Genomic DNA, 16,190 nt, shown 5'->3' on the forward strand with positions numbered 1-16,190 from the left:
TTTGAGCTTGATGCTCACCGACCCAAAGGCGCTGCGGCGCCGCGCCTTGAGTCTCAAGCCGCTCGTGAGCAGGCGTTAATGCAAGGTATTTTTAACCTTGGCTACGGCACTACGCATGCTGATGATCTCTCATGGATGGAAGATGCGCTCTGCGCACAGACGGATCCAGATATTTTCTATCCAGAAAAAGGCGGATCCACTGCTCCAGCTACTTCTATTTGTCAGGGCTGCGCAGTGCGCGCACAATGCCTCGAATATGCGATCACAAACGATATTCGTCACGGAATCTGGGGTGGCACTTCTGATAATGATCGCAAGCGGATCGCCCGCGAACGTAGGATCGCGCAGGGCGGTCGCCGATAAGGCAGACTCGCCAATCAACGCGAGAGATAAGTCAAGGTAGACGTGGGCAGAAATTCAGACCCGAAGAGTGCAATTGCAAAACAGCACACCGCACCTGATCAAGAAGAAACAGACGGGCAAACACATTTTCGCACGCCTATCGCCGCCCTGAGTAGTGCTCCGTCAGCTACTACAGCAGCATCGGGGATCCCCAGCCTCGAATCCACCAGCAGCAATTACGATTCTGATCCAAGTAAAGACGCTGTTTTTGCAATTGTGGTATACCATGCCGAGCCGATTATGTATCTTGAAGATACGCTCAATGCATTAGCTGCACAAACATCTCCTCTCACACAAGTGACGGTAGCCGTCGCAAAAGATTTTCCTGATTCCAAGCAAGCACAAAAACACGAACTTATTTCGGATATTTGCGCAAATCTTAGTGCCGCAAGTGGGATCGATTTTCGCTGTGTTCACACCCCCGAAGCAAAAAATTTCGGGCAAAGCATCCAAGCTGCAATAACGCAGATCGCACTGCCAGCAGCTGATAACTCCTGGCTCTGGCTGCTGCACACCGATTCTGCTCCACTTCCAGACGCATTAGCACAAATGATCAAAATGGGCTCTGATTCGCGCCGGATTGCTGCCGTCGGGCCAAAACAAATTTTTTGGAATGCGCATCCTGATGGTTCATATGATTTGCTTGCAGTAGGGATCAAAGCCACGCGCAGTGCCCGGCGCGTACCGGAAATCATTCCCGGAGAACGTGATCAGGGGCAGCTTGACCGGCAAGACGATGTGCTCGCAATTGGGTCCGCCGGATCACTTATTCGCGCGGCTGTGTATCACGAATTATCTGGATTCGATCCATCTCTTGGTCCTTTTGGAGATGGTCTGGAGTTTTCGCGCCGGCTGCATGTGGCAGGTTACCGCGTAGTAGTCTGCCCCGCTGCACGGATCCGGCACGCCCAGCTTTCATTGCGTCCAGAGCTGACTAACTTGATTGGGCATACGGCGATCCCGGCAGGTACAAATCTCGATCCTGATGCGCGAATTTCGGCACAGACCGCAGCACAAAGTTTCGGCTCACGGCGTTTTGCACAAATTTTCAATGCGCTGCTAGCTGCGCCGACGATCCTGCTCCCGCTGTTCTGGATTGGGTTTGTGCTACTTTCCTTCCCACGTGCACTGATCCGCTGTGCCTGGCGTGATTTCACCCGCGCTCGCGGAGAGCTCCACGCTGGTCTGAAAATTCTTGGGTATTTTCCAAATATTCTTGCAGGGCGCAAAAATATTGCGAAAATTTCACGCTCCGCAGCAGGCTTACGCGATCTTGAAGCTACAAATCGTGATGTACGCAAGGCAAAACGTGCTCATCGTGAAGCCAATATCGAAGCTCGGAAGATGGCTGGAATGCCTGATCCGCTCACTTTACAGGCACAACAAAGTCTGGCACGTTACCAACGCCGCGGCTGTTATCTTGCGCTGTTTACTGTTTTGCTCATGACGGCTGTGTTGTTTATTCCATATTTCGCATCCGGCACGCTCAGCGGTGGCCAGCTTGCCGGCGATTCTGCCACAGGAATCAAAATCTGGCATACTGCCATGCAATCATGGATGCATACTGGTGACGGCACTACCAATAATCTCGATCCACTATGGTTGTGCTACCTGCCATTTTTATTACTTGGCGCACCTTTCGGAGCGACCCTTGGTCTTACCGTCACGATTTCACTCTATATTACGCCGATTATTGGCGTCCTTGGCGCGTATCTTTTTACCGGGCATTTTACTCGTGCATGGCTCGTACGGTATGTTTTGGCGATTTTCTGGATGCTCGCGCCCGGATTTATTACAGCCTTGCATGACGGGCGCATCGGCCCAGCTCTTTTACACGCTGTGCTTCCGTTTTTTGCTTGGGCTTTCCTTCGAGCACGCGCTGGCCACTCTGGCGGGATCGGAATTTGCGCGATCACACTTGCATTGATTTGTGCAGCTGCGCCAATTTTCCTTCCGCTCAGCGCAGTATTGACGCTTTGGATGCTGCTGAGGCATCGCCGTTGGGCTTGGCTCTGGCTCCCAGTTCCTGCGCTCGTACTCCTCACTCCACAACTAATTCAGCTCCGCGGTGCTGCAGTATTGTCTTATCTTTTTGCAAATCCTGGTGTGCCAATGCCGAATTTCGCTGCTCCCATAGCAGTTTTCGGAGGTTTTCCAGATGCTGATTTATCGCCGGATCTTTGGACGATAGTTGCCTTTTCGTGTTTCGGCGGATTGCTCCTCTCCGCGATTTTTGCGCTTCTGCGCGGTGGAGCACTCGCAAGGCAAGTTCGCTCTGGTTGGGTGATTTATCTTTTCGGCACAATTTTTGCACTTGCTACACTTTATTTGCCGCAAACTGTAACTAGCCGCTTTTCGCAGATCCAACAAGGCTCACCGTGGCATGGCAGCTTTCTCTCCGTGGCTTGGCTGGGATTATTGATCTCACTGGCAGCAGGTACACACGGTTTACGCGCAAGTCTGAAAGCCCGAAATTTTGGCTTTGCGCAAATTCTGAGTGCCTTGGCAATTTTCCTCGTACCGGTATCAATGTGTGGTCTGTTCATAACTGCTCTCGCCTTCCAATTCGCGCCAGAGCAGCGGGTTTTAACTGCCGATAGCGGAGAAAAACTGCCGGCTATCGCAAAAAATCAAAGCACTTCCGCAAACCGCTCACGGCTACTGGCCATATCTGCCGTCCGTGATGCGCAAAACACACCAGATCAGAGCACATACCATGCTGAATTGTGGCGTGCTGACGGTATCGCCTTGCATGAGTTTTCGATGCTGCACAACCGCACCGAGAATAACGGAAAATTGCAAAATCTGGCAAGCGCAGATTTAGCCCAAATTATCGCTGATCTGCTCGTAGCTACTCCAGATTCAGCCGCACGGCTGCAAGAACACGGTGTTGGTGTTGTCTTGGTACCACCAGCTTCAGCACAACAACTCAAGCATATTGCAGGTATTACCAACGATCCCAACGAAAGCAAGCGCATTGATTCACAGCAAAACTCCGCAACCGATATTTTGCTGAAAGATGATCTGATTCAAGGGCAGGATATGATTCAGCTCAGCACGCCAGCACGTGATGAGCTAATTTCAGCCTTGCAACGAGTACCAGGGCTCGAATATGTGACTGAAAACGAAAAGGGGGTCTTCTGGCGCGTGCAGCCTGCAAACGGGCACGATATTTCGGCGCGTGCCTGGATCACCGACGAATCTGGAAAAATCACGGCTATCGCCTCGCGTGAATATGATCTGCAGACGGAAATTAAGCTGCCTGAAAGCGGAATCATTCAAATGGCAGAGCGTGCAGATGATCATTGGCAGGCTTCTTTCAATGGGATCGTCTTATCTCCAACCCAGGCTGCAAATGGCTGGGCACAAGCATGGGAAATTCCGCAATCAGCTGCCAACTCTGTTGGCGAGTTACGAATTTGGCATGATGATCCAATTCATAAATGGCTTTTTGTGATCCAGCTTTTGATCGCTTTGGTGTCAATTGTGGTCGCACTCCCGCTTCGGACAAAGAAAGCAGGTGACTAAAACTGATGCGGATGAAAAACTTTGCCAGCGGGATCTGCATCCTGGCAGCACTTGGGATCACCGCCTATACAGCTATCCGTCTTCCACTGCCAGCTACGCATCAAAGCGCACCACAATCAGTTCCCGGGATCACTGCCAGTGGTGGCACAATGAATCTTGTCTGTACCGGTAATCTCGAACATCTGATCACAGCAGGTGCAGGTTCAGCCGAAGCAGCAGGCATCCAAGATCCAAATACTCGGCATCTCGCCGGAGGCTTCATCTTCCCTGCACGATCTGAGACAAAGACCGCTGCAAATTTGATTCCAAAAGGAATTGTTTGGCATCCGTCAATAGTCAAAGATAGCTCTGCCCCGGAAGGCTCTCCTGCAGCATCGGAAAATGCTGGTGGCGCTACAAACTCAGGCGAGCCGCTAACGAAGCAAGTAATCAGCAGTTTTGCCGCAGAAAGCACTGCTTCTGCTCCGCAACCAGATTTGCGTGGTTTTTTTGCAATTTCTCGCAATGAAGCGAATGCAGATGTGCTTGCTGTGAACAATATTCATCGTGCTGAGGCAGGTGATTTGCGCGGATTGGCAAGCAATCCATGCACTTGGGCCACTAATTCTGCATGGTTTGTAGGTTTGAAAGCCGGAGTGGGAATTTCAAATCAACTCAGGCTGATCAATCCATCAGCCAATCCCTTAGTTGTGCAAATGGAAGCATTTAATGCACTCGGCAAAACTCAGGTGGGGGCAAACGCAAATATTGCACTTGCACCAGGTGCGATGAAGACGGTTTCACTTACCGGGATACTCCAGACGAATGCGCAAATATCGCTCCATTTAAGCAGTTCAACAGGGCTTTTTGGAGCGGCAGTGCAGACTTCTGCACTTGCCGGATTGACGGCACAGGGCATTGATTTTCAAAAACCAGCCGCAACAGGAACTTCACTCATCATTCCCGGGCTATTCTTGCCACCGGCAAAGAATACAATCAACAATGATGGCAAACCACTAGTGGATTTGGGAGATGCACCTCCTCCAGGCCCTGCGCCAAGCGGCAACGCCCCACCCAACCCTCCGGCAGATCCTGCTCCGCAAGCTGAGAAATTGCCGGCTTCACAACTCGTTGAAGCAGATTTTTCCGCAACTTTAAGAATGGTCAACCCTGGCGAAACTTCAAAACATGTAAGTGTATATCTCATCCCTGAATCTGGAGCACCACAGCTCCTGGCAGGTGCTGAAAAAGTTTTACTCGCACCAGGTGTCGTCTTTGATCTGAGCCTGTCCGGCTTACAAGCAGGAGCATATGCGATCCAGCTGATTTCTGACGGCGAAATTACAGGCGGGATCGAAACCATTTCCGGAAAAGATCCAGGTGCCCGCGATATTGCCTGGCTCGCTGCACAAAATCCACTCACCTCATCTGGTGCAGCATTTTCTGGAGGGCACGGTACGCTGATCATCAGCACAGTAAAAAGCTCTCCTGAAAATACACCCCGGCAGAATCCACACAATGCAGCATCAAGCACACACGGCACCTGGATCGCATATGACGCGCTGGGTAAGCAAATTGCGACAGAAAAATTTGCAATTAGCGCAACTGCACTTGCTGCTGACGAAATGCCCCAGCAAGTTGCAACAGAAACGGTCGGCACATTAGCGATTCCGCTTCCCGATCATGCAGCCTTCGTTGCTTTAGAAGCAGATGCGCCAATTTATGCCGCGATCTCAGTAAGCTCGCACGTGGGCGATGCACGATTGCTTGACTGGGTTCCCTTCACTGCTGGAATCGCTGCCACTGCCGAAGTACAAATCAAAGTACGAAACTGATTGGCAAGATAAAGCAAGTATGAAAACACGCCACAGCACTACAGGTAGTCGATTTTCTCCGGTCTTGTTTCAAGCGCAGATGCGATTTGCTGCGTCACTACATCGTGAATAAAAAGTGATGGTATCGGTGTACGGCACGCACTCATCATAATTGGCAACCGATAAAATATGATCCTGCCATGAATTTTCGCTGGTCGTTCAAATGGCAGAAATCTCCCCATCGGGATGCCGTTTTCCCAGGGAGCAAGTTCATTTTGTGGCACATCTAATACTGCGAAATCAAAGCGATTTAGTTTATTTCCCAAATGCTTCCGGTAAGTGCCAATTTCATACGAAATTACGTCATCAAAAATATCAGCTCTAGTGCGCCAGGCAGGCAGAGATGGTGGAATCACCGGACCACGGATCCCACGCCCATGCCGATCACGCTGTTTTCGCCGCAGATCGGCTTTTCCCACGATTCTGGGTTGTGCCAATGCTTTTGTATTGCCTCGAAACTGCTCTTCATTCACTATCCCATCATATCTGACGCTACACAGCCAGCATCCGTGCACCGCGTTCGGAGTAACGAGCATCGCAATGCGGGTGTAAGATACACCTATGGGATATATCCGCCGATGCTCCAGATCTCACTGCCAATCGCCGGCAGTAGCTACAATGACCTCCAGCTACGCCCAAGCTACAGCAGTCATCGGTCCGTTATCCCCTACTCCGCAGGCTGGCACTTTTGATTTCTGCGCTGAGCACGCACTTTCGGTGACGGTACCAATTGGCTGGCAGCTGGTACGTTTAGTCACAGAATTTGCACCTGCCGAGCCGTCACATGATGATCTCACCGCATTAGCTGACGCAATCCGTGAGGCTTCTCGCCGTGACGTACCAGCACCCCAGCCCGCACGGCGTGATGTGCCTCGCCCGAATGCACATTTGAATGTGCGCCCAGAGCTTGCTCGCCAACGCCATTTAGAGCACCCCAGCCAGGTGACGAAAAAGCAGCAAGGACGGCCAAATTTAGAAATTATCGACGGCGGTCAGACCGAATAAAGATCCCCCGGTACTGCAAAACCGTGTTGATCACTAGAATTTCAATGCTTCAACACGCTGCATGATCCGCTCTTGAGTTTGTACATCACGATCATGGTTTTTGCCTTCAATCTGGTAGCGCAAAATTATCAGCGCTTTCAAGAAATCTTCCGGTGGCGTACCCCAAGGAACGGGCGGAGCCACATATTTTTCTGCGCTGGCAGCTAAGGCAAGTGCTTGCTTCTCGCGTGCGTGCAGGGTAAGTTTCTGAGCCATCTGCAAATGATTCTGAATATGCAGACCAAGCTCCACTGGAAGTGCACGTGTTTGCGTAATCTGCGCCCATGTCTGTAACGCTGCCGGCATCTCAAATTGTGGCTCTTCGCGACGATGTTTCACCCACCGCACCACGTATGTACCGGCAAGCATATCGCCGGTTCGCTGTGCCTTTTTAGTGATCAGCACAGTGATCGCGCCTGCCACCCCGAGTGTCATCCATACTTCAAAAATTGCGATTAATGCACGAATAAAAGATTGGCGTGTGCTGATAGTGCCACCATCAAGCCGGACCACCCGGATCCGCAGCAAAAGTTTCCCAAGCGAGAAACCGTGCGTCATCGCCGTCACCGTAGCTGGAATAATCCAAACATATACTGCCGCCATCACGATTTGGACTGCCTGGAATATTTCATAGCTCCATCCGATTTCAAGGTGCAGCAGCAAAAATAGGGATCCGACAAACATTAAGGCGTAAATCAAAAAATCGATCCCGCCAGCCACTATTCTGGAAAAACCAGTAGCGGCAGGCAGTTCCAAAACCACCGCTTCGCCGGTAACGATTTCATCTCCCAGGTAACCTTGCCGGGCAAGTTCACTGGAAGGATCAAGATTCTTGGGCATGCCTTGAGTTTAACGTATATCAGTGAACTCCTCACAAAGATTCTTAGCTTGCGATATTTTGTACACCGGCAAGGAAAATATGGCAAAGTTAAAGCGTGGATTCTTTAGCATATGCAAAATCACGGCAGCAGATCTGGAAACGTCTGGAAGTACTTGCGAAAAAAGGCAGACTTTCGGGCGCGGAAGCAGATGAGTTTTTTCAGCTTTATCAGCGTACAGCTGCTGATTTAGCATTTTTGCGTGCTAATGCTCCTGATCCAGAGTTGATCATGCATCTTTCGGCGATTCTTGGCCGGGCGCGTTCAAAGCTTACAGCACAGCAAACATCAGTTTTTGGCGCCTTGCAAAAACTCTTTTTCGTTACTCTCCCCTACGCCTTTTACCGAATCCGTTGGTGGATTTTCACAACCACATTATGCTGCATCATGCTTTTCGCGATTGTGCTTTTGACCTATCTGCTCAATCCGCAGTTGATTGAAAATCTTGCACCAAAAGATCAACTTGATTATTACGCAAAAGTCGGATTTGAAGCATACTACTCTGCGCATCCGAATTCTGATTTCACACTAATCGTCTGGACGAATAACGCTTGGATCGCCTTGCAATGTATTGCGAGTGGAGTGACGGGAATATATCCGCTGTACGTACTTTGGGCGAATACTATTTCCGTCGGGCAGGCTGGAGCGGTGCTTGCCTCACGAGATTTGCTCAGCGAATTTTTTCAACTCATTTTACCGCATGGGCAACTTGAACTTTTCGCGATTTTCATTGCTGGTGCAGCTGGATTGCGGCTTTTTTGGGCATGGGTACGCCCCCGGAACATGCCCCGCACGCAGGCGCTCGCTGAGGAAGGCCGAAATACTGTAATGGTGGGAATTGGGCTAGTATTCGTACTGCTGCTTTCTGGAGTGATCGAAGGTTTCGTTACTCCTTCCGCCTTACTCTGGCCCGTTAAGATCATCATTGGCACACTCGCATTATTGGCGGTAATTTTCTGGTTTCTTTATTTCGGACGAAAAGCGGCACGGATTTCAGAGTCAAAACAAGAAAGTGTATCTGCAATCGGTTGGACGACTGAATACGCTTGATGCTGAAGAAATTTTTCGCATAACATTTATGATTTATGCGGCAATTATATTTATGCGGCAAATTCAACTTTGCACTTTTTATCTGCATGGACGGATAAACTTTGGGAGGGAAGCAGCCTTCGACTGCTTCCCTCCCAAAAATTTTAGATTTACTTCGATTCTTCAGATCAGCGATCTTTAGCTGCTTCCTTACCTGCCTTTGCGCGCATTGCGTTGTGCTGCTCGCCGCTGCTCACGGTTCATCGGCTGCTTGGTGCCGTCAGCATCAGATGCTTGCACTCCAAAAGCATTCTTTTTTCCACGCGCCGGATCTTCAGCAGCAGCAGAGGAATAATGCATCTGCGCACTGTGATCTTCTTCCTTCACGCCCAACATTTCTTTTGCCATTTCTTTTGCGGTCTTGCTCGGCGCACCGGCTTGCAATGCTGCTTGTGTCTGTGCTTGTAGCTGCGCATTTGCCGCAGCCTGGTTCGCTGCCGCAGCCTCTTGCTCCAGACGCGCTGCACGCTCAGAAGGAAGTTCAAAATTGAAAAGGAATTGTACCGTCTCAGCGCGGATCGCATCATTCATCGATTGGAACATCTGATAACCCTCTTGCTTATATTCGACAAGTGGATTTCGCTGTGCCATCGCACGCAGACCGATGCCTTCCTTCAAATAATCCATCTCATACAGATGCTCACGCCACTTTCGATCCAATACGTTTAGCAGCACCTGACGCTCGACATTACGCATCGTCTCTTCGCCGAGCTCCTCTTCGCGGTCTGCGTAAATCTCATGTGCATCCATACACAATTCTCGCAAGACTTCTCCGCGATCAAGATTTCGTTGTATCCCACCCTGTGCAGCGAGTAATTCCGCAGCCGAGAATGACGGTGCATAGTATCCGCGGATCGCCGTCCACAATGCATCCAAATCCCATTCTTCAGGGCTGCCTGCCGTCTCTGAGCGCACTACATCTTCAACTGTAAAATCAACGAAAGATTGAATTTGTGCTGCAAGATCTTCGCCATCGAGAATCCGCCGACGCTCTTCATAAACCACGGTTCGCTGTTCATTCATCACATCGTCGTATTTCAAAACGTTCTTCCGCATTTCTGCGTTACGTGCCTCGATTGCTGTCTGTGCACGCTGGATCACCTTTGAAAGGAGCTTAAAATCAAGCACTTCATCTTCCGGCCCATTCCGAAATGGTTGAATCGCACGATTATTCGCAAATAACCGAAGCAAATCATCGTCAAGCGAAAGATAGAACCGCGATTCTCCAGGATCGCCCTGACGGCCGGAGCGCCCGCGCAACTGATTATCGATACGCCGTGATTCGTGCCGCTCTGAACCAAGCACATAAAGCCCACCCAGCTCGGTTACCTCATCGTGCTCAGCCTTCACTGTAGCTTTCGCCTGCTCCAGCACCTCTGGCCAGCGGGCCTCATATTCCGCAGAATTTTCTTCAGGATCAAGCCCGAGCTTTTGCATCAACGCCAGTGCGATATGCTCTGCATTACCACCAAGCATGATATCCGTACCACGCCCAGCCATATTCGTAGCGACTGTAACTGCACCCTTTCGACCAGCCATCGCCACGATTGACGCTTCTGATTCGTGGTGTTTCGCATTCAAAACCTCATGCGGCACATGCGCTTTTCTGAGCATCGCTGATAAGCGCTCAGAATTTTCCACTGAAGCCGTACCAACTAAAACTGGTTGCCCTTTCGCGTGGCGTTCCTTAATATCTGCCACGATCGCCCGGAATTTTCCTGCATCTGTAGGGTACACCAGATCGGTTTGATCAATCCGCACCATTGGTCGATTTGTCGGGATCGGAATTACGCCAATATTGTATGTTGAGGCAAATTCTTCAGCTTCTGTTTCAGCTGTACCCGTCATGCCAGAGAGTTTATCGTACATTCTAAAATAGTTCTGCAGCGTGATCGTAGCCAAAGTTTGATTCTCTGCCTGCACTTCCACATGCTCTTTAGCTTCAATTGCCTGATGCATGCCTTCGTTGTAGCGACGGCCAGGCAGCACCCGCCCAGTATGCTCATCAACGATCAGCACTTCACCATCAGCAACGATATAATCCTTATCGCGGGCGAAAAGTTCCTTTGCTTTGAGCGCATTGTTCAAATACCCGATCAGTGGAGTATTTACGGATTCGTATAAATTATCGATACCGAGGTAGTCTTCGATTTTGTCGATCCCTGGCGCAAGCACGCCCACGGTGCGCTTCTTTTCATCAACTTCGTAGTCGATATCGCGCTTCATTTCCAAAACTGCTTCCGAAAAAGCGTGATACCACTTTGTCGCATCTCCTTCAGCTGGACCGGAAATAATCAATGGTGTCCGCGCTTCGTCGATCAGGATTGAATCAACCTCATCGACGATTGCAAAATAATATTCACGCTGCACTAAGCCGGAAACGTCTGTAGCCATGTTATCGCGCAGATAATCAAAGCCGAACTGATTATTTGTGCCATAAGTGATATCGCAAGCATACTCGTGACGGCGCTGCTCCGATGAAAGCCCGTCCGTAATACAGCCGGTGGTCATGCCGAGGAAACGATATACCCGCCCCATCAGCTCAGACTGGTATGACGCAAGATAATCATTGACCGTCACCACGTGCACACCGCGCCCTGGAATCGCATTCAAATAGGCCGCAAGAGTAGCGACGAGAGTCTTTCCTTCACCCGTCTTCATTTCGGCGATATTGCCTAAGTGTAATGCGGCGCCACCCATGATCTGCACATCATAGTGGCGTTGCCCGAGCGTGCGCCAAGATGCTTCACGCACAGCAGCAAACGCCTCTGGAAGCAAATCATCCAAAGATTCACCAGCTACATAACGCTTGCGGAATTCATCGGTGAGTCCACGCAATTCTTCATCACTCAGCTGCTGCATTTCTGGTTCAAGCAGATTTACCTGTTCCGTGATCCGCTGCAATTTTTTCAGCGTCCGACCTTCACCAGCACGAAGAATCTTATTTAATATGTTCCGCACATTTGCTCCTTGGAGATTTTCGGGAAAATATCATTCATAAACCGCTATCGGCATACCATCGATATACGCAAATCAGCGCCAGATACAATCCGAAATTTTCAGACTTCTGGCTAATTCTAAGGCATTCAAGGGCGAATCTTGAATTCCTTCGCCCAGCAGTGAACGCCGACGCAAAAATTGCAAGCCCTTTTGCTGCGCGGGCTATTTTTGGACAGGGTCAGATTCGCTGATTATCTCGTCTCACGCATACTTTCATGCCATGCGATATACCATCGCATGGGCAAAACCAACAAAAGCATCTTTGACACTGCCATCAGGTACGCGCTGCAAATAACTCAAAGCATCCGCTGCCCACTTTGCGGCAAGCTCTTTAGTCTGTGCTACTACTTCATGCTCGCGCAACATTGCTAAAGCACGCTGTAAATTGTCGTCTGCAGCGATTTCACCGCTTTCCAACAGCCGGAGGATCTCTTGCCCAGCAGTGTCTAAAGTTCCTGCTTGCGCGGCTTTCTTGAGCAATAACGTCGGCATCGTATCAACGTTCTCAAGCAAATCAGTGCCTGGCGTTTTTCCAGTGACAAAACCGTCTTCGCTCAGATCAATCACATCATCAGCAAGCTGGAAGGCTACCCCGATCCGCTCCCCATACTCTGCCAAATCAGCAGCAAGCTGGAGATCTCCAGCAGCAGCGCACACACCGTGGCGCGCAGCCAAAGCAATCAGTGAACCCGTTTTCCCAGAAAGCACATCGAGATAATGCGCAATCGGATCGGCTCCGGATTTTGGCCCCGCCGTTTCGCGTAATTGACCAATGCACAAGCGCTCGAAGGCTGCTACATGTGCTTGCACGGCAGCTAACCCAACTCGCAAAATCGTAGCTGAAGCACGCGAAAAAAGTACGTCACCGGCCATGATCGCAGCCGAATTTCCATAAAGCCGCTGCGCAGTAGGCACACCCCGACGCATCGGAGCTTCGTCCATCACATCGTCGTGATACAAGGATGCAAGATGCGTTAGCTCCACTGATAATGCAGCATCAAGCACACGCTCATTTTCCGGTTCAGGGCCAAGCTGTGCAGCCATAAAACAAAGCAATGGACGTAGACGCTTACCACCAGCTAATGCCAGATGCTGTGTAACTTCATCAGTAAATGCATCACTCCCGCGCAGTACCGAGGCAAGTTGAGTTTCTACCTTTTCCATCTGCGCAGTAATTTTTGCTGCAAGCTCCTGATCTTCGGGGAATACCGTCTCTACTATATTCACGCAAATGATCCTTGGATTAATGTCAGTATTGAATTCGGGAAGATCCCCAAGAGCAACACTAAAATCAGACAAATTACAATCGCGCAGATCGTAAAGCCCTCTGATTTGATCGCTGCTGCCCCTGCAGCTGGCTCATTGAAGAACATTAACTGCACGATCCGGAAGTAGAAAAATGCGGTTGCTGCTGAAGCGAGCACTGCAAGTACTACTAGCCAAGCTGATCCGCCCATGATACCTGCCCGGAATACTTCAAATTTTCCGATGAATCCAGCAGTCAATGGAATACCGGCAAAGGAGAACAAGAAGATCGTCATCGAAAATGCAAGCAACGGACTGCGCTTTGCAAGTCCTGCCCAACTTTGCAAATTCGTAGCTTCACCAAGAATATTTCCATTCTGATCTTTCTCACGCAACAAAGTCACAATTGCGAATGCACCAATTGTGGCAATCGCATAAGCCAGGAGATAGAAAATTACTGCAGATACCGTTACTACGTACGTCTCTGGAGTCATCGTGGTGAGCTGAATAACGCTAAAGGCAATCAGCACAAATCCAGCATGTGCAATCGACGAATATGCCAAAAGCCGCTTGATATTTTGTTGGATCAAGCCGCCGACAGTACCAATCACAATCGTTGCCACGATCACGATCAGCATGAACACCTGCAGATTTGCTGCTACTCCACCGGCAATATAAACGTATACGCGAATCAAAGCGAGGAAAGCAGCAGCCTTCGTGCCTGCCGCCATAAAACCAGTAATTGGCGTTGGTGCACCTTGATAAACATCTGGAGTCCAAGCGTGGAATGGAGCTGCACCAACCTTAAACAATAATCCAATCGTGACCAGTACTGCACCGATAGTTAATAGTTGTGTAGCAATTCCAGGGGTGAGTGCCACGGTCACAATTTCGGAAAAACCGATCGCGCCCGTTGCGCCATACACGAATGCTGCACCCATCAAATAAATTGCTGACGAAAATGCACCAAGCAGGAAGTATTTCAATGCTGCTTCCTGCGAAAGAAGCCGCCGACGACGCGCTGTGGCGCACAGGACGTATAACGGCAGTGATAGTACTTCCAGCGCAATGAACAAAGAAAGTAAATCAAATGCGGAGACAAAGGCCATCATACCGCCGGTAGCAAAAAGCGTGAGTGGGAAAATCTCACTCTGCTCGTAGCGTGCGACAGTATATGTATGCTCTTGCCGTGATCCAGGTGTAGTCGCTGCTGAAGCGGCAAAGGCACCTTCGCGCATTTCACTTCGATCTGCAATAACGATTACTGAGAGGAACGCGGCAAGCACAATAATTGCTTGCCCAAGCAGCGTGAATGCATCCTCAACGAAGGAAATACCAGTGGGCGTTTTCCCCATAGTCTGCACGATCGCAAGCGGCGTAGTATTGATTCCTGCTTCACTCTGCGTAACACTCCAACGCCAAATCAAACTAATGAATGCGCTCAACAATACCAGGATTGAAAATCCTACCTGCCATGAGCGACGGAATTTCCGTGGAATAAAAGCTTCAAAAATGGTGGCAAGCACCGCTCCTGAAAAAACGACCAGGAGTGGGACGAGCGGCCCCCAAATAATTTGAGTCAGATTCACTTATTTGCTCCCTCACTCGATTCTGGTGTCTCAAGAGCAGGATCTTCCTGCACTGCACCAGGGTTCATCGAAAAAACACTTGCAGTTTGCGCAGCAACCGGATCGATTACGGTGATCACTGGCTGCGGATAAAAACCGAGCATTAGCATTGCCGCAATTAATATCCCCATCACCGTTTTCTCTCGTAAATTCAGATCAGAGACTTGCTGCTGCGGCTGCGCGCCGGTAAAAATCCGCTGGTATGGCAGAAGAATATAGACGGCAGCAAGCACTACACCGATCACCGCAAAAATCGCTGGGACGGGAGCAACTGCATAAGTCCCCATCAACACCAGATATTCCGGTACGAATCCCGAAAGCCCCGGTAAAGCAATCGTAGCCAGCCCAACTACGAGGAAAATACCTGCAAGCACAGGAGTAACGCGTTGCCAACCGCCATAAGCTGAAATCGCGGGAGAACCACCGCGTAGCTCCAGGAACCGCACAATCAAGAACAAACCAGCAGTACCGACACCATGTGCAACCATGTATAGAATCGCACCCGTTATTGCCAGTGCTGAACCCGAGAAGATCCCCAACACAATGAAACCAAAGTGGGAAACCGAAGTGTATGCCACTAGGCGGTACAGATTATCAGATCCAATCGCCATCAGCGCTCCCCACAGGATCGAAATAATCGCAAGTGCAATAATTATTGGCGCTGCCTGCTTTGCCGCTGCCGGGAAAAGTGGCAGACAAATCGCGATCATCCCATAGGTTCCGAGCTTATCGAGCACTCCAACAAGCAGCGTCGAGGTTCCAGCAGTTGCTTGTGCAGTCGTATCAGGCAACCATGTATGTACTGGCCACATTGGAGCTTTGATTGCAAAAGCAATAAAGAAAGCCACAAAAATCCAGAGTTGTGTTTGCGCAGGCAAATTCAATCCGTCGATCAAGATCTCAAGATGATATCCGCCAGGTCCACCAGGACCTTCTAAGAAAATTGCGATCACTCCCAAAAGCATGATCAGCCCGCCGAAGAGCGAATAAAGCAGGAATTTCATTGCTGCATGCTTCCGCTCTTTTCCACCGTAATTTCCAATTAAGAAATACATTGGCACGATCATTGCCTCAAAAAGAATGTAGAAGAGGAATATATCACGCGCCGCAAAGAGCGCAATCATAATCGATTCCAGTGCAAGGATCCACGCAAAGTAACCGCGTTCCTGAGCTTTATCAAGATCATTCCACGAAGCTCCGATCACTAACGGCACGAGGAATGTGGCAAGGGCAATCATCACTAGCCCCATACCATTTACACCCCAAGCAAGCGAAGCGCCGATTTGCGGAATCCATGCATATTTTTCAATCAGCTGCACACTGCCTGGATCAGCAAAATTGAAAGATCCAAAAATCACCGCACTAAAAACTGCAAAAACAAGTATTGAGCAGACTAAGGCAATCAATTTCGCAGTTTTCGCAAACGGCTTGACTAAGGCAATAATCAGCGCTCCCAAGAGCGGAAGGAGAATGAGGATTGACAGCCACGGGAGGGCTGGCGTTGCAGATTGCATTTTGAACTA

11 protein-coding genes are annotated in these 16,190 nt (G+C 49.9%); 5 read left to right on the forward strand and 6 right to left on the reverse strand.

Going from position 1 to position 16,190, the window contains the following annotated elements:
* The first annotated feature begins 78 nt into the window (after nucleotides 1-78).
* The 3 genes from J2S36_RS04035 to J2S36_RS04045 are packed head-to-tail and all read left to right on the forward strand — an operon-like array spanning nucleotide 79 to nucleotide 5,744.
* Nucleotides 79-363 (forward strand): WhiB family transcriptional regulator, encoded by a 285-nt coding sequence (locus tag J2S36_RS04035; protein ID WP_309957477.1) that lies wholly within the window; start codon nucleotides 79-81, stop codon nucleotides 361-363.
* Nucleotides 364-405: 42 nt separating this feature from the next.
* The gene (locus J2S36_RS04040; protein ID WP_309955815.1) at nucleotides 406-3,930 is read left to right on the forward strand and encodes a glycosyltransferase; all 3,525 of its coding nucleotides are present in this window, start codon (nucleotides 406-408) and stop codon (nucleotides 3,928-3,930) included.
* 11 nt (nucleotides 3,931-3,941) lie between these two features.
* Nucleotides 3,942-5,744 carry a DUF5719 family protein gene (locus tag J2S36_RS04045; protein WP_309955818.1) on the forward strand — a complete coding sequence of 601 codons (1,803 nt, stop codon included), beginning with the start codon at nucleotides 3,942-3,944 and terminating at the stop codon, nucleotides 5,742-5,744.
* Nucleotides 5,745-5,782: 38 nt separating this feature from the next.
* Here J2S36_RS04045 and J2S36_RS04050 read toward each other — a convergent pair whose 3' ends face one another.
* A complete protein-coding gene (locus J2S36_RS04050) occupies nucleotides 5,783-6,256 on the reverse strand; it encodes a metallopeptidase family protein (RefSeq protein WP_309955820.1) in 474 nt (157 codons plus the stop codon).
* Nucleotides 6,257-6,401: 145 nt separating this feature from the next.
* On the opposite strand from J2S36_RS04050, the gene J2S36_RS04055 reads away from it, so the two are divergent.
* Nucleotides 6,402-6,788 (forward strand): DUF3499 family protein, encoded by a 387-nt coding sequence (locus tag J2S36_RS04055; RefSeq protein ID WP_374717329.1) that lies wholly within the window; start codon nucleotides 6,402-6,404, stop codon nucleotides 6,786-6,788.
* 33 nt (nucleotides 6,789-6,821) lie between these two features.
* On the opposite strand, the gene J2S36_RS04060 is transcribed toward J2S36_RS04055, so the two are convergent.
* A complete protein-coding gene (locus J2S36_RS04060; RefSeq protein WP_309955823.1) occupies nucleotides 6,822-7,667 on the reverse strand; it encodes an RDD family protein in 846 nt (281 codons plus the stop codon).
* Between the two features lie 95 nt (nucleotides 7,668-7,762).
* Between J2S36_RS04060 and J2S36_RS04065 the strand changes: the two genes are divergently transcribed.
* The gene (locus J2S36_RS04065; RefSeq protein ID WP_309955825.1) at nucleotides 7,763-8,755 is read left to right on the forward strand and encodes a stage II sporulation protein M; all 993 of its coding nucleotides are present in this window, start codon (nucleotides 7,763-7,765) and stop codon (nucleotides 8,753-8,755) included.
* 189 nt (nucleotides 8,756-8,944) lie between these two features.
* On the opposite strand, the gene secA is transcribed toward J2S36_RS04065, so the two are convergent.
* The 4 genes from secA to J2S36_RS04085 form a co-directional block, all read right to left on the reverse strand.
* Nucleotides 8,945-11,755, reverse strand: coding sequence for a preprotein translocase subunit SecA (gene secA, locus J2S36_RS04070; RefSeq protein ID WP_309955827.1), 2,811 nt, complete (start codon nucleotides 11,753-11,755; stop codon nucleotides 8,945-8,947).
* Nucleotides 11,756-12,007: 252 nt separating this feature from the next.
* Nucleotides 12,008-12,958 carry a polyprenyl synthetase family protein gene (locus J2S36_RS04075; protein WP_374717343.1) on the reverse strand — a complete coding sequence of 317 codons (951 nt, stop codon included), beginning with the start codon at nucleotides 12,956-12,958 and terminating at the stop codon, nucleotides 12,008-12,010.
* 59 nt (nucleotides 12,959-13,017) lie between these two features.
* The gene (nuoN, locus tag J2S36_RS04080; protein ID WP_309955831.1) at nucleotides 13,018-14,628 is read right to left on the reverse strand and encodes an NADH-quinone oxidoreductase subunit NuoN; all 1,611 of its coding nucleotides are present in this window, start codon (nucleotides 14,626-14,628) and stop codon (nucleotides 13,018-13,020) included.
* Nucleotides 14,625-16,181: an NADH-quinone oxidoreductase subunit M gene (locus tag J2S36_RS04085; RefSeq protein ID WP_309955833.1), complete on the reverse strand. Its 1,557-nt coding sequence runs from the start codon at nucleotides 16,179-16,181 to the stop codon at nucleotides 14,625-14,627. Before J2S36_RS04085 ends, nuoN begins: the two co-directional genes overlap by 4 nt.
* Between the last annotated feature and the right edge of the window lie 9 nt (nucleotides 16,182-16,190).

This window comes from Arcanobacterium hippocoleae, assembly GCF_031456295.1.
In the GTDB taxonomy this organism is placed as follows: Bacteria; Actinomycetota; Actinomycetes; order Actinomycetales; family Actinomycetaceae; genus Arcanobacterium_A; species Arcanobacterium_A hippocoleae.